Here is a 24,831-nt window from a genome sequence, read left to right as displayed (position 1 = left end):
AATTTACCTTTTATCGGATTTCTTTTAAAAAAATTATTAATTAAAGTCTCAAGAATAGCTTGGGACTTTTTTTTTGTAATTTACAATCACAAAATTTAAACAAACTTTAAAACATAATAAAATGGCAGGTATTTTAGACTTATTAAATTCAGATTTAGGAAAAACAATTATTAGTGGTGTTTCTGGATCTACAGGAACAGACGAAAACAGAACAGGAAGCGTATTAACTATGGCTTTACCTGTATTAATGAAAGCTATGGAGCGTAACGCTTCTGCATCTCCAGAAGACGCACAAGGATTACTTGGAGCTATAATGGACAAACATGATGGTAGTATTTTAGATAACCTTGGTGGATTATTTAATGGTGGTGTTGATGAGTCTGTAAAAACTGATGGTGATAAAATTTTAGGTCATGTTTTAGGTGCAAAAAAGCAAGGTGTAGAACAAATAATAGGCCAAAAAGCTGGTTTAGATGCTGGTTCTGTTGATAACATACTTAAAGTAGCTGCACCTATTTTAATGGGTGTTTTAGGTAAACAAGCAAGACAAAACAACGTTAGTTCTACTAACGACTTAGGAGGTTTACTTGGTGGTTTACTTGGCGGTAGTGAAGCTAAAGAAGAACAAAGCTTTTTAGAAAAAATATTAGATGCAGATGGCGATGGTAGCGTTGTAGATGACGTAGCTGGTATGGTTTTAGGAGGAGCTAAGAAAAAAGGCGGTCTTGGCGGACTTTTAGGAGGATTATTTGGAAAATAATTATTATTAAATATTTCAAGAAAAAGCCAAACAAAATGTTTGGCTTTTTTTATCCTATAATTTTAGTAACTTTAGTAAAAACAGAACGATGAAAAATTTAGCTTTAGCTGCTTGCATTATTTTAATTGTTTATAGCTGTACTGCATCTAAAAAAACTGTAAAAGCAGATAATAGCTCTGCACAAATTGGAGATACTATTAAAATAACTAGTGATAAAACAGAATACGAAATAATCATAATAGAACCAGGTTTTAATGTTTGGTTAAATACAACTGCAAGACCAGAAGGGTTTTACAACCAAACTTATTTAGAAAATAAAAATATTTTCTATGTACAAGCATGGAATAACAGAGTTTTGCAACCACAACGTTACAATCCAAATTTGTACGAAATGCAAATTGACTATAGACAGAATATTGATTATGGTTATGAGCTTAATTATAAATTGTATAATTACTTTATTTACTTCCAAAATAAATATAATCAAAATCTTTTAGGTGGTCGTGTGCCTCCTTTTTAAATCGTTTTGTACTTTTGCAGACTTAAAAAACAGCTATGAAAGTATTTAAACAACGCTGGCAAATTCAAAAAAATTGGCAGCTTCTATTTCCTATTTTAGGCTTATTAGGTTTACTTTATTCTGGATATAAACTAGCTAATTTATTTTTTGAAAATATTTACTTCAAAATTAGCTTTACTATTATTATAACATACCTATTATTAAAGGTTACTTTATTCTTGTTTAGCAAATTAGAAGATAAATGGAAAGTAACTTATAGATGGGAATTAATAGCTATCTTTATAGTATTTGCTATTACAGGATCTTCCTCTGTGTTTATTGGAAGACCTTTAATAAAATATATAGGAATTACTAAAGAAAACTTAAACCCTTTTATTTATTGGATTTTATATATTATTATTGGCCTCATTTTTTACCAAGTTTTACTAGTATTTTATGGTTGGTTATTTGGTCAATTTCATTTTTTTTGGAACTTTGAAAAGAAAATGCTAAAACGTTTTGGTTTAGGACGTTTTTTAAACGAATAAATGTACACTATTAAACATATCATATCAAAAAGCTTAGCGCTTATACTTTACTTGTTGTTACGGTATTACTACCTGCGACAGTAAAAGCATTGCATGTGTTTGAAAACCACAAACATGAGGTGTGTACAGATAAAACTAGCGATCATCACTTACACCAACTAGATGTAGATTGTGACTTTTATAAAATAAAACTCAACAATTCGCTATCATTTTCTGTATTTAGTTACGCACTTTTAGAGGTTAAAAATAATCACAAACCTATTCATTCTCAATACCAATTTATTAGCTCTTACCAGAGATTAGGTATTGTACTTCGTGGTCCGCCACAATTTGTATAAACGCAGTTATAGATTTCGCTTTCGCGATATCAAATTTATTATTTAAAACACTTTATACAAATTCATATTTAAAAACATGAAACAATTTTTATTTATGCTAATTGCTATGGTATCTACCGTAACAATTGCACAAAACTATATATCTGGACAAGTCACCATTAATGATTCTTCAGAGCCTATTCCTTATGCAAATATTTATTTTCCGCAGTTAGAAAAAGGAACAACTACCGATGACAACGGAAATTTCACTATTAATAATTTACCTTCTGGTGCTCAAAAAATAACCATTTCGGTGATTGGTTTTGAGACCTTTTCAGAAAACATTACGCTACCAGCAACAAGTCCGTTTCAATTTCAATTAAAACCTTCTGCTATAGAAATGAGTGAAGTTATACTTTCAACGCCATTTCATAAGCTTCAAAAAGATAATGTAATGAAGGTTGAACAAGAAAAAATAAGCACTTTAAAAGCAAAAGGTGCTGTAACTTTATCTGACGGAATCACTAATATCGCTGGTGTAGAAAGCATTACAACTGGTATGGGAATTGGTAAACCTGTTATTAGAGGTTTAAGTAGTAATCGTGTGTTAGTTTACGCGCAAGGTGTACGACTAGAAAACCAACAGTTTGGTGCAGAACACGGTTTAGGCATTAGCGATGCTGGTATAGAAAGCGTCGAAGTGATAAAAGGTCCAGCATCTTTACTTTACGGTAGTGATGCACTTGGTGGCGTTTTATATCTAAATCCTGAGCGTTTTGCAGATCCAAATAGTACTGTAACTAATATAAACACTAGATATTTTACAAATACAGATGGTTACAATGTTAATTTTGGGCATAAAGCATCTGCAGATAAATTTAAATTCTTAATTAGATTAGGTCAAGCAGAACATAGCGACTATCAAACCCAAGATTATAGAGTAACCAATACACGTTTTAGAGAACAAGATTTAAAGGCTGGTTTAGGTTACCAAAGCACCAATTTTAAAACCGATTTTAGATACAATGTTAACCTTTCTAAACTTGGTATTCCTGAGGAAATTGGAATTCAGTCTGATTTAAAAACACCTTTAGATCCTTACCAAAGCTTAACCAACCATATTTTAAGTTCAAAAAGTACGTGGTTTTTTGACAATTCTAGCTTAGATATTAACTTAGGTTATATCTACAACGATAGACAAGAATTTGAAGACCATCATCACGAAGAACACGGTGAAGAACACCATGACGAAGATGAAGACGACCATGATCATGACGAAGATGCGCACCACGAAGACGAAGCGCCAGCACTACACATGAAGCTAAAAACCTTTAACTACAACATTAAATACAACTTACCTACTATGGGTAAATTTGAAACTATTGTTGGTGTACAAGGTATGCTTCAAAATAACAGCAATTATGGCGAAGAACAATTAATACCAGACGCAACAACTAATGATGTTGGTGTGTTAGCTACATCACATATTCATTTTGAAACTTTTGATGTGCAATTAGGTGCACGTTTTGATCACAGAAATATAGATATAGACAATGCTATTACTAAACAATTTAACAGCTTTAATGGTGCTGCTGGTATCAAAGCTAATGTGACTAAAGCTATCGTAGCACGATTAAACCTAGCTACTGGATTTAGAGCACCAAATTTATCTGAGTTAGTGTCTGATGGGACTCACCACGGAACAAATAGATACGAAGTAGGAAATTTAAACCTTAAAAATGAGCAAAACTTTCAAACCGATTTAGCCTTAGAATATGCTAACGAGCATTTTGAAATTTTTGCCAACGGTTTTTATAACCACATTAATAATTACATCTATTTAGCGCCTAACGGAAATTTTATAGACAACACACCTGTATATAACTATTTACAAAGTAATGCGCGTTTATATGGTGGCGAGTTTGGTGTACACTTACATCCGCATCCTTTAGATTGGTTACATTTAGAGTCTAGTTTTGAAACCGTAACAGGACAACAAGATAATGATGATTATTTACCATTAATACCTGCTAACAGTTTAACCAATACGTTACGTGCAGAGTTTAATACCAATACCCTAAAAAAAAGTTATGCATTTGTAAAACTACGCACCACGTTTGCACAAAACAATGTTAGCCAGTTTGAAACCACAACACCAAGCTACAACCTTTTAAGCGCTGGTGTTGGCACAACGGTTACATTATTTAAAAATCCTTTAGATATAAGCATTGCAGGTACTAACTTAACCGACAAAGTGTACATTAACCATTTATCACGCTTAAAAACAGATGGTATTGCTAATATGGGACGCAATATTAGTTTTGGTTTAAATTATACCTTATAACTGTTAATAACATAGTGAAGATTACTTCAAAAAAATCCCGACTTAGCGTTGGGATTTTTTTATATTTAGATATTTGAATATTTAAAAACTAATTAACAAAATATATTAATGGCATTAAGCTGGAATGAAATAAAAGATCGAGCGTTAAAGTTCTCAAATGAATGGGCAGAAGAAACAAAGGAACGAGCTGAAAAAGATAGTTTTTGGAATGATTTTTTCAACGTTTTTGGAATATCACGCAGACGAGTGGCAACATTTGAAGAACCTGTCAAAAAATTAAGTGGAAATCAAGGATTTATTGACCTTTTTTGGAAAGGTACTTTACTTGTTGAGCATAAATCAAAAGGGAGAAGTTTAGACAAAGCTTTTGAGCAAGCAACTGATTATTTTCCTGGACTAAAAGAACACGAATTACCAAAATACATTTTAGTTTCAGATTTTGACAAAATCAAACTTTTTGACCTTGACGAAAAAACTGAACACGAATTTCACGTTTCAGAACTTTACAAAAATGTAAAACTCTTTGGCTTTATTGCTGGTTATCAAAAAAGAACTTTTAAAGAAGAAGACCCAGTAAATATAAAAGCTGCTGAGTTAATGGGTAAACTTCACGACCAACTTGAAGAGTTTGGTTATAAAGGGCATCATTTAGAGGTTTATTTAGTTCGTTTACTGTTCATACTTTTTGCTGACGATACAAGTATTTTTGAAAAAGATACTTTTAAAGAATTTTTAGACCAAAAAACAAACGAAGACGGAAGTGATTTAGGAGCTCTAATGGCTCAATTTTTCCAAGTTTTAAATACACCAAAAGAAAAAAGACTTAAAAACTTAGATGACCATTTAAATCAATTTCCATATGTAAATGGTAAATTATTTGAAGAGTTTTTACCTATTGCTTCTTTCAATACCAAAATGCGTAACATTTTATTAGAAGCATCTGGTTTAGATTGGGGAAAAATATCACCTGCAATCTTTGGTTCACTATTCCAAAGTGTGATGAACCCAGAAGAGAGAAGAAATTTAGGAGCTCATTATACTTCTGAGAAAAATATATTTAAACTTATTAAACCTCTTTTTCTTGATGAGTTAAGAGCAGAATTTGAAAAGGTAAAATCAAACATTAAAAAACTTAAAGAGTTTCATCATAAACTTTCTACTTTAAAATTTTTGGATCCAGCTTGTGGAAGTGGTAATTTCTTAATCATTACTTACAGAGAATTAAGACTTTTAGAAATTGATATTTTACGTGAGCTATTTAAAAAAGGAGAGCAAGTTTTAGATGTTTCCTCTATTCTTTGGTTAGATGTTGACCAATTTTACGGTATTGAATATGACGAATTTGCAGCAAAAATAGCCGAAGTTGCTATGTGGTTAATAGACCACCAAATGAATATGAAAGTTTCTGAAGAATTTGGACAATATTTTGCGCGTTTACCATTAAAAAAAGCGGCTAAAATTGTACACGCAAACTCTTTACGTATTGAATGGGAAGATGTAGTTTCTAAAAAAGAACTTTCGTACATCATTGGCAATCCACCATTTATTGGTGCAGCAATGAAAAACAAAACTCAAATTGAAGATATGAGTATTGTTTTTGATAAAACAATTAATTACGGAAAATTAGACTATGTAGCTGCTTGGTATTATTTAGCTGCTAAGTATATTAGTAACACAAACATTGAAGCAGCTTTTGTTTCTACTAATTCTGTATCACAAGGAGAACAAGTTTCGATTTTGTGGCATGAAATTTTAGTTAATTTAGGTTTGATAATTAATTTCGCTCATAGAACATTTAATTGGAAAAATGATGCAAAAGGAAAAGCAGCTGTGCATTGTGTAATTATTGGATTTTCTCTTAAGGAAAAACAGAAAAAACTCTTCGATTATTATGACATTAATGGAGAACCTGATGAACTCATTGCTCGTAACATCAATCCATATTTAGTTAATGGTAATAACGTTTTTATTGATAAAACTAGAATTCCAATATGTAATACTCAAAAAATGATTAGAGGTAATATACCATATGATGATGGCAATTTATTATTATCTCTAAATGAAAAGGATGAATTAATAAAAACTAATCCAGAGCTAAATATTTTAATAAAAAGATATGGAGGCTCTTTTGAAATGCTTAATGAAAAATGGAGATATTGTTTTTGGCTTAAAGATGTTAGTCCAAGTTTAATACAAAAATCAAGTTTTCTAATAGGAAGAATAAATAAATGTAAATCCTTTCGTGAGTCTGCTAAGTCTAAGTCAGTGAATTCAAAAGCTTTTACGCCTTACCTTTTTGGAGATATAAGACAACCTGAAAACGATTATCTTTTAATTCCAAGAGTTTCATCACATAAAAGAAACTATTTACCAATAGGTTATATATCTAAAGAAACAATTTTAGCTGATAGTGCTTATGGTCTTCCTAATGCTACAAAATATCAATTTGGAATTTTGCAATCACTTATGCATAATGTATGGATTCGAACCGTAGCTGGTAAACTTAAAAGTGATTTTAGATATTCTAATAACTTAGTTTATAACAACTACCCTTGGCCAAAAGAAGTCAGCGAAAAAAACAAACAAAAAGTTGAGGAAAAAGCCCAAAAAGTTTTAGACGCAAGAGCAGAATTTCCTGATAGTAGTTTGGCAGATTTGTATCATCCTCTAACAATGCCACCAAAATTGGTAAAAGCCCATTTAGAGTTAGACAAAGCAGTTGATTTATGTTATAGACCGCAAGCGTTTACTAATGAAACTGCTAGGATAGAATATTTGTTTGACTTGTATAATCAATACACAGAACCATTATTAAACAAAAAGAAAACAATTAAAAAGTAAAATCAATCCTATTTCACTTCAATAGTTTTATCTTGTTTTTTACCTGAAAACACATAAGTGTATAACCACATAATGGTAAAGGTTGGTATAACGTCAAAACCAGGTAATGCCTCTTCTATAAAAGACACTACCGCTGCTACTCTACCCGTTTTACCTTTATAAAGTTTGGTCATTAACCATGCAGATGCTGGTGCCCAAATAATGTCTCCAAATTCGCCAATACCAGGAATAATAAAAGTAACATATCCTAAAGCATCAAAAAGCAAACCTAAAAACAGTTTGGTGTATTTGTTTGTGTTGTTGTTCATTTATAATATTTTGAATTCTATAAAGTTAATGGCAAATAGTATTCCAAAAATGAAAGAGTAATACGTATTTGGTGTTTGGTGTTTGGTGTTTGGTGTTTGGTGTTTGGTGTTTAGTAGTAAGTTATTAGTCTTTACAAATTGTTCTTTTTAATAAAATTCTGTCAATTCGAGTGAATTTTACGATAGTAATGAGTAAAATTTGTATCGAGAATATAGAATTTTAGCCTATTAACCTTTTCTCGATAGCTTTATTGAACTTGTCTAAATACAATTTTTCGTTTTACTTCGACTACGATCAGCAATCACTCAAAATCACTCAAACTTTCAAACTTTTAACTTTTAACTTTTAACTTTTAAGCTAACTCAAATCCGCATTAATCAGATTTAAAAACTCAGTACGTGTTTCAATATTTTGAAAAGCGCCTCTAAAACCCGATGTTGTGGTTACCGAGTTTTGTTTTTGCACGCCACGCATCATCATACACATATGACTAGCTTCAATCACTACAGCAACACCAGCAGGTTTTAAAGTATCGTTTATACAATCTAAAATTTGATGTGTTAAACGTTCTTGTACCTGCAAGCGTCTGGCAAAAATATCTACAACACGAGGTAATTTACTTAGTCCGACAATATGTCCGTTTGGGATATAAGCAATATGTGCTTTACCAAAAAATGGCAAAATATGATGCTCGCAAAGCGAATACAATTCAATATCCTTAACAATAACCATATCATGATAATCTTCTTTAAACATGGCGCCTTTAAGGATTTCGGCAGCATCTTGATTATAACCTTGCGTTAAAAACTGCATGGCTTTTGCGGCGCGTTCTGGAGTTTTTAGCAAACCTTCGCGTTTGGTGTCTTCACCAAGTTCTGTAATAATACTTTTGTAACGGTCTTTTACATCGTCGGTAACTTGCATGTTATATTCTTCAAATTTCTTGTATGGCATAATAGTTTAATTACTTCACAATAAAAATAGTGTTTTCTATTAATTAACCATTGATTCTCTATAATTTCTGAAAAGATTTTAACGTTATATTATGAGAAAAGTATAACAACAAAGTTAGTTTTGTGTCCGTAAGTGTAACATTTTTAGTTTTGTATACTCTTTATTGAGAATACCGAAATTTTTAAACCATCATGAAAATTTTATTTAAAGCGCTATTTTTCATTTTTATAAGTTGTCAATTACAAGCTCAAGACAAAAAAACTTATCAAATCAAACGTACTGATATAGCTCCAAAAATAGATGGTATTTTAGATGATAAAGCGTGGAATGACGCACAAATTGCTACAAATTTTACCGAGTTTAGACCTGATTTAGGCGACTTACCTAGCAAAGAGAAAAGAACAGAAGTTAAAATGACTTATGATGATTCTGGAATCTACATTGCTGCTTACTGCTATGATAATCCAGAAGATATAATGACGCAGTTTACACAACGTGATAATTTTGGACAATCAGATTTTTTTGCTATTATTTTTAATCCAAATAATGATGCGCAAAACAACACTAATTTTTTTGTATTTAGCTCTGGTACGCAAGCCGATGCTGTAGAAAGTCCTAATAACGGAGAAGATTTTGGATGGAACGCCGTTTGGGAAAGTAGTGTAAAAATGCAAAATAACGGATGGATAGTAGAAGTAAAAATACCATATAGAGCTTTACGTTTTACACAACAAGAAAACTCAACTTGGGGCATACAATTTCATAGACATTATCGCAATACAAGAGAGCAAATGACATGGAATCCTTTAGACCCAACAAAAGGTAATAATGGACTATACCATGCAGAATTAAAGGGATTAAAAAACATTACGCCTCCAACAAGACTTAGTTTTTTTCCTTACGCATCTGGCTTAACAAGCTCTTTTGACGGAGAAACAGAAACCGAACTTGCTGCAGGTATGGATGTAAAATATGGGATTACAGAAAACATTACTTTAGATGCTACTTTAATACCAGATTTTAGTCAAGCTGGTTTTGACAATGTCATATTAAACCTTGGTCCTTTTGAACAACAATTTTCAGAAAGACGCCAGTTTTTTACAGAAGGTATTGATTTATTTAGTAAAGGTAACCTATTCTACTCTAGACGTATTGGTGATGCGCCTAGCGGATTTCCTATTTTAGATGAAGATGAAGATATTGTCGAATATCCTGAAAAAGTTCAGCTATTAAATGCAGTTAAAATTTCCGGACGCACAAAAAACGGTTTAGGTATTGGTTTTTTTAATGCTATTACAGAAAAAACCTATGTAGATATTAAAAAAACTGAAGTTTTAAACCCAAATTCTGAAGCTGAAGAAATTAGAAAATCTAATAGACGTGCTGTAGTAGAGCCATTAGCAAACTACAATATCATGGTTTTAGACCAGCAGTTTAATAAAAACTCGTCTGTAACTTTAATCAACACCAATGTTATAAGAAATGGCGATTTTAGAGATGCTAACGTTACTGGTTTTTTAACCAATTTAGTCAATAAAAAGAATACCTATGGCGTCTATGCTAACGGAAAGATGAGCACGTTTAATGATGTATCTAACAAACAAAATGGCTATGCTGTAGAAGCAGGAATTGGAAAAATTAGTGGTAAATATCGTGTGGCTTTAGACTATAACTATGCAGATGTTAATTTTGATCCAAACGATTTAGGTATTCAATTTAGGAATAACTACAGTAACTATAGCTTTGACGCTAGTTACCGTATTTTTGAGCCAACAAAACACCTAAATAACATGTATTTAGGCACATGGTTTAATTATAACATGCTAGCTACGCCAAGCGTGTATACAGGAAAAAACACTGGTTTTAACTTTAATGCTACCAATAAAAAACTACACAGTTTTGGTATTAATGGTAATTGGAATATTGGCGAGCAACATGACTACTTCGAGCCTCGTAATGGTTTTAATAGCTTCTTTACAACCAAAAATTACGCTCAAGCAAACATGTGGATTTCTTCCAATTACAACAATTTTTTTGCAATAGATGCTAACTTTGGTTATGGACGATTTTTTGATAAAGAGCGTGATAATTTTAATAATTATTGGTTTGGTATCAATCCAAGGTTTAAGTTTAATGATAAGTTTTTACTATTACTAGGTTTTGATTATGACGATTACACAGCAGATAGAGGTTATGTAAACGGACAACAAATTTATGATCGTATAATATTTGGTCAACGCGACAGAAAGCAAATAACCTCAAATATATCCGGCAGCTACAATTTTAACTCTTTTAACGCATTAACACTAAGTTTTAGAAACTATGTTAGTACTGTAACCTATGACTCTAAAATGTATGTATTACAAAACAACGGTAGTCTTGTACAGTCTGAAGTTTATACTAAAGATAACATAAGTTACAATCCTAATTTTAATCCAGATATTAATTTTAATACATGGAATTTAGACTTAAGCTATACTTGGCAATTTGCACCTGGTAGTCAATTAACCGCATTATACCGTAATCAGATTTTTAATCAATCTTCTAACTCAGAAGATAGTTATTTTGATACTTTAGACGATTTATTTAAGCAAAAGCAGCGTAACACTGTATCTTTAAGAATGGTTTATTTTATAGATTATAACGATTTAAAAAAGGTATTTACTAAAAAAAGTAACTTAATCTAACCTTGCTAAAGCTAATTTAAAGTAGTAATTTTCAAGCTTTATATAAGCCTATGATTAAAGCAAAAAACATTCATAAATATTATGACGATTTACATGTCTTAAAAGGTGTAGACGTTACTATTAAAAAAGGTGAAATTGTCTCTATAGTTGGTGCTTCTGGCGCAGGAAAAACCACCTTACTTCAAATATTAGGCACCTTAGATTTTATTGATAAAAGCTCAGAAACAGAGCTAATTATTAATGATAAAAATATTACAGAATTAAACGAAAAACAATTAGCTGAATTTAGAAACAAGCACATAGGTTTTATTTTTCAGTTTCATCAATTATTACCAGAGTTTACAGCTTTAGAAAACGTATGTATTCCTGCATTTATAAAAGGAACTAATAAAACAGAAGCTAACAAACGCGCTAAAGAATTATTAGACTTTTTAGGTTTGTCACACAGGTACAACCATAAACCTAACGAGCTTTCTGGAGGAGAACAACAACGTGTTGCTGTAGCAAGAGCACTAGTTAACAACCCAGAACTAATCTTTGCAGACGAACCTTCTGGTAATTTAGATAGCGAAAGTGCAGAAAACCTTCATAATCTATTCTTTAAACTTCGTGATGAATTTGGGCAAACCTTTGTGATTGTAACACATAACGAAGAGTTAGCCAATCTAGCAGATAGAAAACTTACAATGGTTGATGGAAAAATTGTTTAACTTTTTTCTTATCCGTGTTTATATTTTTACTAATTTAGTTAAACAAAATTTCTGACTCTCAAAATAATGCAGCTAAACACGATTCCTAAAAATGATAAAGAAAGGCTTTTAGCTGTAAAAAGTTATAAGCTAAACAGATGTCAAAAAGACATTAGTTTTAACAATATAACTGCACTGGCTACAAAAATAACCAATATGCCTGTCTCTTTAATTTCGATAGTAGATAAGGACGAAGTTTGGTTTAAATCTGCAAAAGGCATGCAAATTAGCAGCTCTGAAAAAGAATTATCCTTTTGTAGTTATGCTATAGCTAGTGATGATGATGTTTACATAGTAGAAAACACAAAGAAAGATTTACGTTTTGTAAACCATCCTTATACTAAAAACGGAGATAAATCTATAGCTTTTTATGCAGGTGTATGTCTAACAGATAAAAACAACCATAAACTTGGTACTTTATGTGTGATAGATCATAAACCTAATACAATAAATAAAGATCAAAAAGAAGCACTAAAACTACTAGCACAACAAGTTGTAAAATTAATAGAGCTTAATAAAAGCAATATTAATCTTAAACAAACTAAGAAAAAACTAACTAAAAAAAATAAAATGCTAAAAGGATTTGCATCTCAGGTAGCACATGATATGAAGATGCCTTTAGCTAATATGATTTTAACTACAGACATATTAAAATCTAAATATAAAAAACATATAGATGATACTGGTATTAATTATTTACAAAACATTAAATCTTCATCTTTATCTTTATCTTTAAGTAGCTATATAAATAACCTCTTAAACTATTACGAAAATAGTAATACATCTTCAACTTCTGTAGATACTTTTTCTTTTAATCATTTACTAGAAGAAGTCATAGATATTATAAATATCAAAGTAGACTGCACCATTAATTTACCCGAAAAAGACTTTGATATTACAAGTAACAGAGCTGCTTTAGAGCTTATTTTACTTAATTTAATTACCAACAGTCTAAAATACAACGATAAAGAAGAAACTATAATAGATGTAGAGTTAGACACAACCCAAGAAGATCTTAACTTTATAACGGTAAAAGATAACGGTATTGGTATACCTAAAAAAAAGCAGAAAAAAATATTTAAGTTATTTTCTACCGTTGAAGAAACAGATAGATTTGGCCAAAAAGGTCATGGTATTGGCTTATCTACAGTTAAAAAATTAGTTACCAATTTAGGCGGAAATATAACTGTTAACTCTAAAGTTGGTGTTGGTAGTACTTTTAAATTTTCTATCAAAAAATAAAAATTGAAGACTATAGATAATCTCAAAGAGTTTTTAGACGAAAAAGTTATTCTTTATAATAATCCTAAGTTTATTGATAGTGACCCAATTCAAATTCCGCATAAATTTTCTAAAAAAGAAGATATTGAAATAGCAGGTTTTTTAACCGCTACAATTGCTTGGGGAAACCGTAAAAGTATCATCAATAACGCTAATAAATTAATGGATTTATTAGATTATTCACCACACGATTTTATTTTAAACCATAAAGAAGAAGACTTACAACGCTTTGACAACTTTGTACATCGCACTTTTAATAGTGTAGACTGTATTACTTTTATAAAAGCACTTCAAAATATTTATAATAATCACAATGGTTTAGAAGCTGTTTTCAGTAAAGGTAGAAATGAAAATTTACAACATTCTATTTCTCAATTTAAACAGATTTTTTTTGAGATTAATCACCTACCAAGAACTCAAAAGCATATTAGTGATCCCTTAAAAAATAGTGCAGCAAAACGTATTAACATGTTTTTACGTTGGATGGTAAGACCTAATAATACTGGTGTAGATTTTGGCATTTGGAAAAGTATTAAACCTTCAGAATTATCTTGTCCTTTAGACGTCCACTCTGGCAATGTAGCTAGAAAACTTGGGCTTTTAAGTAGAAAACAAAATGACGCTAAAGCTTTACAAGAATTAGATAAAAATTTAAGACTATTAAACCCTATAGATCCTGTTAAATATGACTTTGCTTTATTTGGTTTAGGAGTTTTCGAAAAGTTTTAACATAATTCAAAACCTAGACTCTTATATTTACGTAAGCTTATCACAAACCAAGCTTACCTACACAAATAATGATTGCACCCAAATTACCAAAAAACGAAAAACAACGTTTAAAAGCAGTAAAAGAATATAAACTACTAGACACATTACCAGAAGAAGATTTTGATAATATAACTAACCTTGTAGCTAATATTTGCGATGTACCAATCTCTTTAATTACACTTATAGACGCTGACAGAAATTTTTTAAAATCTCATTATGGCATACCTTTTAATGAGTCACCAAGAAATATATCTTTTTGTGGTCATGCTATTTTAGAAAGCAATTCTATTTTTATTGTTGAAGACGCTACTAAAGATCAACGTTTCTACGACAATCCTTTAATAAAAGATCACGACGTTAAATTTTATGCAGGTGTACCATTAATCAATCCAGAAGGTTTTCCTTTAGGTACATTATGCGTTTATGATGTAAAACCCAAACAACTTACTAAACAACAACAAGAAGCTATGGTTATTTTAGCTAAACAAGTTGTTAATCTATTTGAGTTAAGATTAAAAAACAATCAATTAACCAACGCATATTATTTGTTAGATGAAAGACACCAATCCTTAAAAACTTTTGCAGGAAAAGTGTCTCATGATTTAAAATCGCCTTTAGCAAATATTACATCATTATCTCAATTATTTAAAGATGAATTAAAAGCGTCTAATCCTGAAATAAATTTAGAATATTTAGACTTTATTGAAGAGTCTGCAGATACGTTAAGAGCATACATAGACGGAATTTTAAAACATTATAAATCTGAAGCGTTACTACAAGATAAGAAACAAACAATAGATTTGTCTAATATTTTTAATGATGTAAAACAGATGCTTAGCTTAAAAGATACTCAGTTTAAGTTAAAAAACAATCCAAATTTAGGAGATATCAATAAATCTGCTATAACTCAAATTATTCTTAATTTGGTAGATAATGCAGTTAAATATAACACAAACAATAATCCATTAGTTGTTTTAGATTATAAGGAAAATGAAACGCACCATCACTTTTCTGTTTCAGATAATGGTAATGGTATTCCTGATAATAAAAAAGAATCTTTATTTGACCTGTTTAATACAGCTCATGATGCAGATAAATATGGAAATAAAGGTACAGGAATTGGATTGTATACTGTAAAAACTTTAGTTAAAAAATTAGGTGGTGAAGTTAGTCTAACATCGAAAGTTAATGAAGGAACGACTTTTAGTTTTTCTGTAGAAAAATAAAAAAAGCCTGATATTATTATCAGGCTTTTTCACAATATTATAATGTTTTATTTATTTCATTTCTTTTTTAAGCTTTTTGGATAATGTAGCTTGATCCTTGTATAATTTACCACTCATGCCTAAACACTGCCCATCTTTAAGCATCATTTTGTTTCCATCTTTTGTAATATAACTTCCATCAGTTTTAACAACTGTTCCGTTATTTAATTTTAAATCAGATTTAAGCAACTCTACTCCACTCTGTGTATAATGATAAACTTTTTCATTTAGTAAAATAACATAATTGGCGTCTTCTACCTGCATTTTATCTTGAGCCATAACTGCTCCAGTTGTTATAAATAGAGCAAATACAAAAAGGAATATTTGTTTCATCTTGTTTTTATTTTTATATAATAAATATACTAATTTTTTACTGTTTGATTTTACATTTAACTTATTATTCACTTATTATACCAAAATAAAAAGCTTGGTACAAAACCAAGCTTTTCAAGTTCTTATAAATAATTTACTACAAGATTAACCTTTTAGCCAAGCTTGTCTAATTTCTTTTTGCTTTTGTGTTGCTTCTGGGTTTTCGGTAATAGTTTTTCCTGTAGTATAAGACTGTGTTAGTTTTGTTTTTACAGTATATTCTTTACCATTTCTATCAATAACAACTTCTACTTCTTGTCCTGGTTTCCACATATACATATCTGTTAAGATTTTTTGTGCAGTCATAAAAGAAAAAGCTTCACCGTTTACAGTTTTCATTACATCACCAGGTTGTACACCATTATCTGCCCAAAAACTGTTTTTTTTTACAGCTTCAGAAAATGGAAGTTTCATAGTTTCTTGATTAGGAGCAAAAATTAACTCACCGCCATTCTGGATGTAGTTAGTTTTTACTTTTCCTTCACTCATCATTAAGCCTACTTTTTCAAAATATACATTATAGTCTATTGGTGTTCCTCCAACTACATGTGTATTTAAAAACTCTCCAACGCTTGGGTAAGTCATTGCAGTGATTTCGTCTATTAATTTATCGTCTTCAAATGGTTTGTTTTTTCCGTATTTATTAGATAATTCTTTCATTAAAGATAAAATACCACGCTGTCCATTACTTTCTTCACGCATAATGATATCAATACACATACCGATTAAAGCACCTTTCATATAAACGTTATAATATTGTGGTGCGTAAGGCTCATCTAAAACATTTTCACTCATTTCGGTAAAACTCATTGAGTCATTCATGTTTTTAGCGGTTTGTATTTTTTGTAAAATATCACCGTAAAATTCTTGGTTATCCACTAAACCTTGATCTACTTGAAATAACGTTGCAAAATACTCTGTTACGCCTTCATACATCCATAAATGCTTAGAAAATGTTGGCTGGTTGTAATCAAAATAATGTACATCTTCTGAATGTACACTTAATGGTGTTACGATGTGAAAAAACTCATGAGACACGACATCTATCATACTTTCTGCTAAAGCATCAAATGGCATATCTTCTTGTAAAACAACTACTGTAGACGTATGATGCTCTAAAGCTCCAAATCCTTTAGGAGAACCTTCTGATCCATCAGATAAGTATAAATAGATATCGTAACGAGGTGTACTGTTTATATCGCCTAAATATGTTTTTTGAGCTTGCATCATTTTTTCAACAACACCTTTAATTTCTGTAGCTGAATGTACTTTGTTAGGAGAGTAAACACTTAATACAATTTTAATGTCTCCTACTTGAAATTCTTCTACATCTAATTCTCCATAAAACATTGGGTTATCTGTAATGTCAAAATATCTTGGTGCAAAGTAGCTTGATGTGATTAAGCTTCCGTCCTCGCTTGTTTTATTTGAAGTTTCCTGCAAAGCAGATGTACGTTTAAAGTTTGCTGGCGCAGTTACATCTAATTTATATTGACTGTTTTTTAAACTATCAAAATACCCTATAAATCCATGTAAATTCATTACATAATTTGTTGGCTCTATGTTTGTTCCTGCTGGCGAAAAAGGTTGCTCGCCTCCTATTCCTCCTTCAACTTCTTGATCAAAAGTATCATTTACATAATAGGTAATATAATCTAAGTCTTTAGCATTAGTAATTGTCCAGGTATTTGTGTCTACCTTACTTGTAGATAACTCTTCTCCTTTATAATTAAAAGCTTTAAAACTATCAATATATTTACCAAAGTCGCTTACCGAGTATGTTCCTTGTACAACTCTTGGCAGTCTATACGTTACTGTTTCTGTAGTAAAACGACCAGGGTTAATCGTTACTGGTACTTTATCATTTGTTACTTTAGATAAGTCTATTGAAGTTTCAATAGGTGTTTGTGTTGCTAAAAGACTTGTAGTGGTTTTAGATCCACCGCAACCTACTAGTAAAAGTCCTGAAGCAAGTGTTGATAATAGGAGTTTTTTCATATTTAAATATTATTTGTTAATGGTCTTGGTAACAAGACGCTCAAAAGTAAAATTTGTTACAATCGTAAAGATTAAGATTTTGTTAAAATGTTAATTTCTTATTGCTGTTTTTAATTGTTCAATTATTATCTTTGACAAACTTTTAATAACACATGCAGTTTAAAAACCCAGAACTTCTTTACGCGCTTTTCTTACTGCTAATTCCTATTATTGTTCACTTATTTCAACTAAGAAAGTTTCAAAAAGAATACTTTACAAACGTTGCTATTTTAAAAAAGGTACAATTACAAACACGTAAAAGTCAACTAATTAAAAAGTGGCTAGTCTTATTAACTAGGTTACTACTTTTAACTGCTATTATCATTGCTTTTACTCAGCCCTATTTTTCAAAAACTAATAGTTTTAACACAGAAAAGGAAACCGTTATATACCTAGACAACTCGTTTAGTATGCAAGCTAAAGGTAATAATGGTCCACTTTTAAAACGTGCAATACAAGATATCATTACTTCTATTGATGAGAATGAAAAATTCTCACTAATTACCAATACTGATAGTTATAGAAACACAACTATAAAGGCAATTAAAAACGAATTACTTCAACTTGAATATTCTTCAAATCAATTAAGTTATGACGCTGCGTTATTGAAAGCTAAAAAGCTATTTTCTAATAAAGCAAATAGCATTAAAAACTTGATTTTTGTGTCAGATTTTCAGCAAAAAACACAAGAATTTAGTATTGAAAAGGATTCAAGTATTACTTTAAGTGCTATTCAGTTAAACCCTGTAAGTAAAACAAATGCGTTTATTGACAGTTTGTATATTTCTAAACAAAACGCAACTAATTATGAGTTGACTGCTTTATTAAAAAGTAATCAAACTACTACTATTAATTTACCTGTTTCTTTATATAATAATGATCAATTAGTCTCAAAAGTTTCAGTTGAAATTAAAGACGAAAACAAAGCTATTTTTACAATACCTAACAATCAAACTACAAAAGGTAAAATTACTATTGATGAGGCGCAACTTCAATTTGATAACACCTTATATTTTAGTATAAATACGCCTTCAAAAATTAATGTTTTAGCAGTGTCTAACGATGATGCCAACTATTTAAATGGAATTTTTACTGAAGACGAGTTTAATTTTACAAAAAAAACACCAAACACATTAGATTATGCCCTTTTTGATACACAAAACCTAGTAATATTAAACGAAATTGAAAACCTACCAAATACTTTAATTACTGCTCTTAAAGTCTTTACAGACAAAGGTGGCGTCGTTGCATTTATACCTAATATAAAAGGAAATTTATCAGACTACAATAGGTTTTTACAGCAATTTAACTTTAGTGTTTTTAATTCAATTTTAGAGCAAGAAAAGCGCATTACATCCATAAATTATGCACATCCAATTTACGCTAATGGTGTTTTTGAAAAACGTATAGATAACTTTCAGTATCCAAAGGTTAATCTGTATTTTCCTCAAAATACATCTCAAAGCACTGCTATCCTTCAATTTGAAGATAACAAACCATTTTTATCACAACGTAATAACGTGTTTGTTTTTAGCGCTGCAATTAATGAAGACAATTCAAACTTTAAAAATATAAATCTAATTGTACCTACATTTTATAACATTGCAAAACAAAGCTTAAATACTGCCCAACTTTATTATACAATCGGTCAAAACAATCAATTTGATGTGTCTGTAAATTTAAAACCAGATACTGTATTAACTCTTGTTAATAATGACGAGTCTTTAATACCAGAACAGCAATATTACAACAATAAAGTGGTTATAAAAACTAACGATTTACCAGAAAACGCTGGTGTTTATGAAGTAAAGAATAAAAATGAAATTTTAGAATACGTAAGCTTTAATTACAACAGAAACGAAAGTGATTTAACCTATCAAAACCTTGAAAACATAGAAGGCATCAATGTTTCAAACTCTGTTAAAGAAGCTTTTAACACAATAAAAAATGACACTAAAGTTAATGAGTTATGGAAATGGTTTGTAATTTTGGCTTTAGTGCTTTTAATCATAGAAATGCTCATCTTAAAATATTTTAAATGAACGTCTTAATCAAATCGGCAACAGTAATTGATACATCAAGCAAGTTTCATAACCAAATTGTTGATGTTTTAATTGAAAAAGGAAAGATTTCAGAAATTGCTAAATCTATTAAAAACACTAGCAATTATAAAGAAATTGAGTTAGATAATTTACACATCTCTCAAGGATGGTTTGACTCTAGCGTTTGCTTTGGCGAACCTGGTTTTGAAGATAGAGAAACTATAGAAAACGGTTTAAAAACAGCTGCAAAATCTGGGTTTACAAGCATTGCATTGCAAGCTAACACAAATCCGATTATCGACACTAGCTCTGACGTTACTTTTGTCTTATCAAAAGCACAATCACAACCCGTTGATTTGTTACCAATTGGCGCATTAACAAAAAATAGCGAAAGTGTTGATTTAGCTGAACTTTTCGATATGAAAAACGCTGGCGCAGTAGCGTTTAGTGATTATAAAAAACCAATTACTAACCCTAATCTATTAAAGATTGCTTTACAATATGCTAGTAATTTTGATGGCTTGGTGTGTAGTTTTCCTTTAGAACAAAAAATTGCTGGTAAAGGTATTGTTAACGAACATGTTTCTAGCACTATGTTAGGTCTAAAAGGAAGTCCAAATTTAGCCGAATCTTTACAAGTGGCTCGAGATTTATACATATTAGAATATGCTGGTGGTAAACTTCATATTCCTACCATTTCAACTAAAGAAAGTGTAAAGCTAATTAGAGAAGCCAAACAAAAAAAATTAGACGTTACTTGTAGTGTTGCCGTACATAATTTGTTTTTGACTGACGATATTTTAAACGAATTTGATACACGTTACAAAGTCAATCCGCCATTACGTACTCAAGACGATATAGATGCTTTAATTGAAGGTATAAAAGACGGTACGATAGATATGGTAACCAGTGATCATAATCCTCAAACCATAGAAGAAAAGAAAGTAGAATTTGACCACGCCAACTACGGTACTATTGGATTAGAAAGTGCTTTTGGTGCTTTAAACCAGATATTTTCTACTAAAAAATCTATTCAACTATTAACTAAAGGAAAAGAACGTTTTGGTACTGTAACTTCTAAAATTGAAGAAGGAGAAGTTGCAAACATTACGTTATTTAACCCAAATGAAAAATACGTATTTGGTAAGTCAGACATTCTATCAAAATCAAAAAATAGTGCCTTTTTAGGACAAGAATTAAAAGGAAATGTATATGGTATTTATGCCAACAAAAAAATAGTTTTATAATGAATCAAAATACAGCTGAAGAAGGAAAAACATTAGCAGTAGTAAGCTACTTAACCATCATAGGTAGTGTTATTGCTATCATAATGAATAACGAAAAGAAAAATGAGTTTACAGCATTTCATAACCGTCAAGGTTTAGGACTTTGTTTAATGTATATGATTATTGGATATTTTATTAGTCAATTTGATAACATGCAAATCTCTGTCGCTTTTTGGGTAGGAATGGGTTTATTATTTTTCTACGGAATTATAAATGCTATTAGCGGTAAAATGCAAGCTGTTCCTCTAGTAGGACCTTTTTTTCAAAAAATTTTTTCATCATTAGGAAAATAGAAACATGACAGATTTAAGCTTAGAATATATATCAAGACCTTCTACTTTAAAAGAAAACGCACCATTACTTCTACTCTTTCATGGTTATGGAAGTGATGAAAACGACTTATTTAGTTTTGCATCAGAATTACCTGAAGAATTTTTAATAATTTCTGCTAAAGCACCTTACCCAATGCAGCCTTTTGGTAATGCATGGTATGCCATAAATTTTGATGCTGAAAAAGGAAAATGGAGTGATAACGAGCAAGCCAAACAATCTAGAGATTTGATTGCTAATTTTATAGATGAAATTTTAGCTAAATACAACGCAGATAGCAATAATGTAACGCTTTTAGGCTTTAGTCAAGGCGCTATTTTAAGTTATGCTGTAGCATTTACATATCCTGAAAAAGTTAAAAATGTTATTGCTTTAAGCGGTTATGTAAATCCTGATTTATTCGAATTAAAAGCACCAGAAACTTATAAAAATCTTAATTTTTACTGTTCTCACGGAAGTGTAGACCAAGTTATACCAGTGGATTGGGCAAGACAAACCAAACCATTTATGGAACAATTAGGCGCAAACTATAAGTATAGCGAGTTTCCTGTTGGACATGGTGTTGCGCCACAGAATTTTTATGAGTTTAGAGAATGGTTGAAAGCAAACTCTAATTTGTAGGATACAATAAGTGATCTAAGACTTTAAAGTTTAACTGATTATCAGGAGTAATTTCATATTTAATTAGTAATTCTCCCCAAAAAACACCATCAGAAAAATCTGCTATAACCCATTTATGGTTTAGTATTTTTATAGAATTAAATTGCATTTTTTTGCCACCTGAAGCAGCGTAAGGAATTAGTGGATGCTCTTCTCCTAGCACGTCTGTTAAATCGTATAATTCATTTTCTATAAGTATTGTAAGCTTATCAGTATCAATACCTCTATCATAAAAATAATCTTTAGCTTCTTGATTATACCTAAAATCAAACATGATAAAATCATTTAGCTGATTGTTTAAAAGCGCTAAAGAATCTTTCATTCTTATATTTTTTTCTTTTAAGCTTTTAAACTGACTATCATTAGCTTTTACATAGTTTTTAGTGTTTACGTACTGAAACAAAACAACAAGTAACGTAAAGATAAACAAGTACATAAAAATTTTATTCTTCATTATAATATTTGATTTTAAAGTTTAATTTGAAGCTCATCGTAAGCTAAAAACACATTTTTAGGTAGCTTTTGTTGGACTTCTTCATGAAAACCTAATAAATGACTTATGTGTGTCAAATAAGCCTTTTTAGGTTGTAATGTATTTATAATTTGTAATGCTTCTTCTAGATTTAAATGCGAAATATGAGTCTCTTCTCTTAAGGCATTAATTACTAAAACATCTAAGTTTTTTAGTTTTTCCATTTCTTCATCAGGTATGGTTTTAACATCTGTCAAATAAGCAAAGTTGTTAAATCTAAATCCAAATACTTGCAATTTATGATGAAAAACTTCTACAGGAAGTATTTCTAAATTATTCAATTTAAAAGGTTTGTTTTCAATTTCATTTACCTGTAAGTTTGGTACGCCAGGATATTTATTTTCTGTAGCAAATATATAAGCAAAACGTTGCTTAAGTTGCTCTACTACTCTTTTATGTGCGTAAATAGGTATATCTCCTTGTCTAAAAAAGAAGGGTCTAATATCATCTAAACCAGCGGTATGGTCTGCATGTTCGTGCGTAAAAATGATTCCGTCAATTTTATTTACATTAGCTCTAAGCATTTGCTGTCTAAAATCTGGTCCACAGTCAATAACATAGGTATAATCATCCCATTCTACCAAAATTGAAACACGCAAACGTTTATCTTTAGGATTTTTACTTAAACACACTGGATGTGTACTTCCTATAATAGGAATTCCTTGAGATGTACCAGTACCTAAAAAAGTAATTTTCAAAATCTATAAAATTTGAAAACAAAAATAAGTTAATTTTTTTGTTTACTATAGTTATTTGGTACCTTTGTAACACTAAATTTATAGGGATTTTTTTATGGAAATTACGCTAAAAGGAGATAAAGAATTTGAAAATATTCCATCCTTAAAAGATAAAGCGCTTCGTATTAACTTAAACGAAAACATTTACGGTACTTTTGCCGAGATTGGTGCTGGACAAGAAACTGTAAGACATTTTTTTAGAGCTGGTGGCGCATCTGGTACTATCGCAAAAGCAATGTCTGCTTATGATAAAAGTTTCAGCGATGCTATTTATGGTATTGAAGATGATAGACGCTACGTAACCGAAGCCAGGTTACGCAAAATGCTTCATCATGAATATAGATTAATTGAAGAGCGTATAGGTAGAGAAAGTAACCCACATAGAATGTTTTTTAGTTTTGCTAACACTGTTGCTACAATAGATTTTGCAAAAAAATATAAAGGACATGGTTGGGTTGGTATTAAATACCAAATCGATCCTGAAGATAAAGAAGTTAACGAAATTATTCTACATATTCGTTTTAAAGAAAATGACGCAAGATTACAACAAGAAACTCTTGGTATATTAGGTACTAACTTAATTTACGGCGCATTCTATAAATACAACGAACCTAAAAAATTATTAAGATATTTATACGACCATTTAGATAAAGACCAATTAGAAATTGATACAATTAACTTTTCTGGTCCTGTATTTAAAAACGTAGATAACCGTTTAATGAGTTTACAGCTAGTTAAAAATGGAATGACTGATGCTGTAATGTTTGCTCCAGATGGTAATAACGTACTTCCTGCAAGAGTTTTATATAAGAAAAACATTTTAGCACTTCGTGGTAGTTTTAGACCTGTAACAAAGGTAAATATGGACATGTACCAGAAGTCTTTAGATATGTTTATTAAAGAAAATAAAGTTGACGAAGAAAGAACACAAGTAATTTTTGAAATCACTTTATCAAACCTAAGAGCAGAAGGAGAAATAGACGAGCAAGACTTTATGGATAGAGCACGTTTACTATGTTCTTTAGGACAAACCGTATTAATATCTAACTTCCAAGAGTACTATAAATTAGTAGAATATTTCTCTCAATACACTAAAAACCGTATGGGATTAGCAATGGGTGTAAATAATCTTGTAGATATCTTTGACGAGAAGTATTATCGTCATTTAAGTGGTGGTATTTTAGAGGCTTTTGGTAAGTTATTCTTTAAAGATTTACGTGTATATCTTTACCCTATGGAAAATGAAGATGGAACCATTACCACAAGTGATAATTTAAAAGTACATCCACGTATGAAAGAGCTTTATAAATTCTTTAAATACAATGGTAAAGTTGTTGATATTGCAGACTACGACCCATCAACATTAAATGTTTTCTCTAGAAAAGTCTTAAAAATGATTGCCCAAGGTGAAGATGGTTGGCAACCTATGTTACCTGAAGGTGTCTCTAAATTAATTGCAGAACAAAGTCTGTTTGGTTGCGAAACCGAAGAAATTCAGAATAAATAATACAGT

At 30.6% G+C, this 24,831-nt stretch carries 22 protein-coding genes; 16 read left to right on the top strand and 6 right to left on the bottom strand.

All coding sequences use genetic code 11. The features are described 5' to 3' along the window. Positions 1-121: 121 nt before the first annotated feature. From WA340_RS10625 to WA340_RS10600, 6 genes are all read left to right on the top strand, one after another. Positions 122-760, top strand: a complete 639-nt coding sequence (locus WA340_RS10625) for a DUF937 domain-containing protein (RefSeq protein WP_336129020.1) — start codon at positions 122-124, stop codon at positions 758-760. An 88-nt stretch (positions 761-848) separates the two neighbouring features. Further along, positions 849-1,280, top strand: a complete 432-nt coding sequence (locus WA340_RS10620; protein ID WP_336129018.1) for a DUF6146 family protein — start codon at positions 849-851, stop codon at positions 1,278-1,280. Positions 1,281-1,315: 35 nt separating this feature from the next. Continuing rightward, positions 1,316-1,807, top strand: a complete 492-nt coding sequence (locus WA340_RS10615) for a DUF6787 family protein (protein WP_336129016.1) — start codon at positions 1,316-1,318, stop codon at positions 1,805-1,807. Positions 1,808-1,902: 95 nt separating this feature from the next. Beyond that, positions 1,903-2,145, top strand: coding sequence for a hypothetical protein (locus WA340_RS10610; protein WP_336129014.1), 243 nt, complete (start codon positions 1,903-1,905; stop codon positions 2,143-2,145). Positions 2,146-2,221: 76 nt separating this feature from the next. After that, positions 2,222-4,468: a TonB-dependent receptor gene (locus tag WA340_RS10605; protein WP_336129012.1), complete on the top strand. Its 2,247-nt coding sequence runs from the start codon at positions 2,222-2,224 to the stop codon at positions 4,466-4,468. Positions 4,469-4,576: 108 nt separating this feature from the next. Then, on the top strand, positions 4,577-7,309 hold the full coding sequence (locus WA340_RS10600) for a class I SAM-dependent DNA methyltransferase (protein ID WP_336129010.1): 2,733 nt from the start codon (positions 4,577-4,579) through the stop codon (positions 7,307-7,309). Between the two features lie 8 nt (positions 7,310-7,317). Here WA340_RS10600 and WA340_RS10595 read toward each other — a convergent pair whose 3' ends face one another. Then, positions 7,318-7,617, bottom strand: coding sequence for a hypothetical protein (locus WA340_RS10595; RefSeq protein WP_027878937.1), 300 nt, complete (start codon positions 7,615-7,617; stop codon positions 7,318-7,320). Positions 7,618-7,975: 358 nt separating this feature from the next. Next, positions 7,976-8,572, bottom strand: a complete 597-nt coding sequence (gene folE, locus WA340_RS10590) for a GTP cyclohydrolase I FolE (protein ID WP_336129008.1) — start codon at positions 8,570-8,572, stop codon at positions 7,976-7,978. Positions 8,573-8,763: 191 nt separating this feature from the next. On the opposite strand from folE, the gene WA340_RS10585 reads away from it, so the two are divergent. The 5 genes from WA340_RS10585 to WA340_RS10565 all read left to right on the top strand — a co-directional run bounded on the left by WA340_RS10585 (position 8,764) and on the right by WA340_RS10565 (position 15,283). Then, entirely contained in the window at positions 8,764-11,259 is a 2,496-nt protein-coding gene (locus tag WA340_RS10585; protein WP_336129007.1) for a DUF5916 domain-containing protein, read from the top strand. 50 nt (positions 11,260-11,309) lie between these two features. Beyond that, positions 11,310-11,969, top strand: a complete 660-nt coding sequence (locus WA340_RS10580; RefSeq protein WP_336129005.1) for an ABC transporter ATP-binding protein — start codon at positions 11,310-11,312, stop codon at positions 11,967-11,969. Between the two features lie 66 nt (positions 11,970-12,035). Then, positions 12,036-13,250 carry a GAF domain-containing sensor histidine kinase gene (locus tag WA340_RS10575; RefSeq protein WP_336129003.1) on the top strand — a complete coding sequence of 405 codons (1,215 nt, stop codon included), beginning with the start codon at positions 12,036-12,038 and terminating at the stop codon, positions 13,248-13,250. A 3-nt stretch (positions 13,251-13,253) separates the two neighbouring features. After that, positions 13,254-14,018 (top strand): TIGR02757 family protein, encoded by a 765-nt coding sequence (locus WA340_RS10570; protein ID WP_336129002.1) that lies wholly within the window; start codon positions 13,254-13,256, stop codon positions 14,016-14,018. A gap of 68 nt (positions 14,019-14,086) precedes the next feature. Continuing rightward, positions 14,087-15,283 (top strand): GAF domain-containing sensor histidine kinase, encoded by a 1,197-nt coding sequence (locus tag WA340_RS10565; RefSeq protein WP_336129000.1) that lies wholly within the window; start codon positions 14,087-14,089, stop codon positions 15,281-15,283. Positions 15,284-15,334: 51 nt separating this feature from the next. On the opposite strand, the gene WA340_RS10560 is transcribed toward WA340_RS10565, so the two are convergent. Continuing rightward, complete coding sequence (locus WA340_RS10560) at positions 15,335-15,655, bottom strand: DUF6799 domain-containing protein (RefSeq protein ID WP_336128998.1); 321 nt, start codon at positions 15,653-15,655, stop codon at positions 15,335-15,337. A gap of 144 nt (positions 15,656-15,799) precedes the next feature. Beyond that, positions 15,800-17,692: a M61 family metallopeptidase gene (locus tag WA340_RS10555; protein ID WP_336069404.1), complete on the bottom strand. Its 1,893-nt coding sequence runs from the start codon at positions 17,690-17,692 to the stop codon at positions 15,800-15,802. Positions 17,693-17,844: 152 nt separating this feature from the next. On the opposite strand from WA340_RS10555, the gene WA340_RS10550 reads away from it, so the two are divergent. From WA340_RS10550 to WA340_RS10535, 4 genes are read left to right on the top strand one after another with little or no spacing between them, the layout of a single operon-like run. Then, positions 17,845-19,773 carry a vWA domain-containing protein gene (locus WA340_RS10550; protein WP_336128996.1) on the top strand — a complete coding sequence of 643 codons (1,929 nt, stop codon included), beginning with the start codon at positions 17,845-17,847 and terminating at the stop codon, positions 19,771-19,773. Then, on the top strand, positions 19,770-21,020 hold the full coding sequence (locus WA340_RS10545; protein WP_336128995.1) for a dihydroorotase: 1,251 nt from the start codon (positions 19,770-19,772) through the stop codon (positions 21,018-21,020). The genes WA340_RS10550 and WA340_RS10545 overlap by 4 nt, the downstream gene beginning before the upstream one ends. Continuing rightward, on the top strand, positions 21,020-21,352 hold the full coding sequence (locus WA340_RS10540) for a hypothetical protein (protein WP_336128994.1): 333 nt from the start codon (positions 21,020-21,022) through the stop codon (positions 21,350-21,352). The genes WA340_RS10545 and WA340_RS10540 overlap by 1 nt, the downstream gene beginning before the upstream one ends. Before the next feature lie 4 nt (positions 21,353-21,356). Beyond that, the gene (locus WA340_RS10535; protein WP_336128992.1) at positions 21,357-22,010 is read left to right on the top strand and encodes an alpha/beta hydrolase; all 654 of its coding nucleotides are present in this window, start codon (positions 21,357-21,359) and stop codon (positions 22,008-22,010) included. Here WA340_RS10535 and WA340_RS10530 read toward each other — a convergent pair. Continuing rightward, entirely contained in the window at positions 22,000-22,503 is a 504-nt protein-coding gene (locus tag WA340_RS10530) for a hydrolase (protein WP_336128991.1), read from the bottom strand. The two genes, WA340_RS10535 and WA340_RS10530, sit on opposite strands and share 11 nt — an antisense overlap. 14 nt (positions 22,504-22,517) lie before the next feature. After that, on the bottom strand, positions 22,518-23,279 hold the full coding sequence (locus tag WA340_RS10525) for an MBL fold metallo-hydrolase (protein WP_336128989.1): 762 nt from the start codon (positions 23,277-23,279) through the stop codon (positions 22,518-22,520). Positions 23,280-23,373: 94 nt separating this feature from the next. Here WA340_RS10525 and WA340_RS10520 point away from each other — a divergent pair, with 94 nt between their 5' ends. Further along, complete coding sequence (locus tag WA340_RS10520; protein WP_027878923.1) at positions 23,374-24,825, top strand: hypothetical protein; 1,452 nt, start codon at positions 23,374-23,376, stop codon at positions 24,823-24,825. Positions 24,826-24,831: the final 6 nt, after the last annotated feature.

Source organism: Mesoflavibacter sp. CH_XMU1422-2 (assembly GCF_037029245.1).
Taxonomy (GTDB): Bacteria; Bacteroidota; Bacteroidia; order Flavobacteriales; family Flavobacteriaceae; genus Mesoflavibacter; species Mesoflavibacter zeaxanthinifaciens.
This window is presented reverse-complemented; position numbering and strand designations above follow the sequence as displayed.

Excerpts from the sequence above, each read along its gene's own strand:
- WA340_RS10580 (WP_336129005.1), top strand. The coding sequence starts at position 11,310 with ATGATTAAAGCAAAAAACATTCATAAATATTATGACGATTTACATGTC.
- WA340_RS10625 (WP_336129020.1), top strand. The coding sequence starts at position 122 with ATGGCAGGTATTTTAGACTTATTAAATTCAGATTTAGGAAAAACAATT.
- WA340_RS10605 (WP_336129012.1), top strand. The coding sequence starts at position 2,222 with ATGAAACAATTTTTATTTATGCTAATTGCTATGGTATCTACCGTAACA.
- WA340_RS10615 (WP_336129016.1), top strand. The coding sequence starts at position 1,316 with ATGAAAGTATTTAAACAACGCTGGCAAATTCAAAAAAATTGGCAGCTT.
- WA340_RS10545 (WP_336128995.1), top strand. The coding sequence starts at position 19,770 with ATGAACGTCTTAATCAAATCGGCAACAGTAATTGATACATCAAGCAAG.
- WA340_RS10555 (WP_336069404.1), bottom strand. The coding sequence starts at position 17,692 with ATGAAAAAACTCCTATTATCAACACTTGCTTCAGGACTTTTACTAGTA.
- WA340_RS10560 (WP_336128998.1), bottom strand. The coding sequence starts at position 15,655 with ATGAAACAAATATTCCTTTTTGTATTTGCTCTATTTATAACAACTGGA.
- WA340_RS10540 (WP_336128994.1), top strand. The coding sequence starts at position 21,020 with ATGAATCAAAATACAGCTGAAGAAGGAAAAACATTAGCAGTAGTAAGC.
- WA340_RS10535 (WP_336128992.1), top strand. The coding sequence starts at position 21,357 with ATGACAGATTTAAGCTTAGAATATATATCAAGACCTTCTACTTTAAAA.
- WA340_RS10595 (WP_027878937.1), bottom strand. The coding sequence starts at position 7,617 with ATGAACAACAACACAAACAAATACACCAAACTGTTTTTAGGTTTGCTT.
- WA340_RS10620 (WP_336129018.1), top strand. The coding sequence starts at position 849 with ATGAAAAATTTAGCTTTAGCTGCTTGCATTATTTTAATTGTTTATAGC.
- WA340_RS10520 (WP_027878923.1), top strand. The coding sequence starts at position 23,374 with ATGGAAATTACGCTAAAAGGAGATAAAGAATTTGAAAATATTCCATCC.
- WA340_RS10585 (WP_336129007.1), top strand. The coding sequence starts at position 8,764 with ATGAAAATTTTATTTAAAGCGCTATTTTTCATTTTTATAAGTTGTCAA.
- WA340_RS10600 (WP_336129010.1), top strand. The coding sequence starts at position 4,577 with ATGGCATTAAGCTGGAATGAAATAAAAGATCGAGCGTTAAAGTTCTCA.
- WA340_RS10575 (WP_336129003.1), top strand. The coding sequence starts at position 12,036 with ATGCAGCTAAACACGATTCCTAAAAATGATAAAGAAAGGCTTTTAGCT.
- WA340_RS10550 (WP_336128996.1), top strand. The coding sequence starts at position 17,845 with ATGCAGTTTAAAAACCCAGAACTTCTTTACGCGCTTTTCTTACTGCTA.
- WA340_RS10530 (WP_336128991.1), bottom strand. The coding sequence starts at position 22,503 with ATGAAGAATAAAATTTTTATGTACTTGTTTATCTTTACGTTACTTGTT.
- folE (WP_336129008.1), bottom strand. The coding sequence starts at position 8,572 with ATGCCATACAAGAAATTTGAAGAATATAACATGCAAGTTACCGACGAT.
- WA340_RS10565 (WP_336129000.1), top strand. The coding sequence starts at position 14,087 with ATGATTGCACCCAAATTACCAAAAAACGAAAAACAACGTTTAAAAGCA.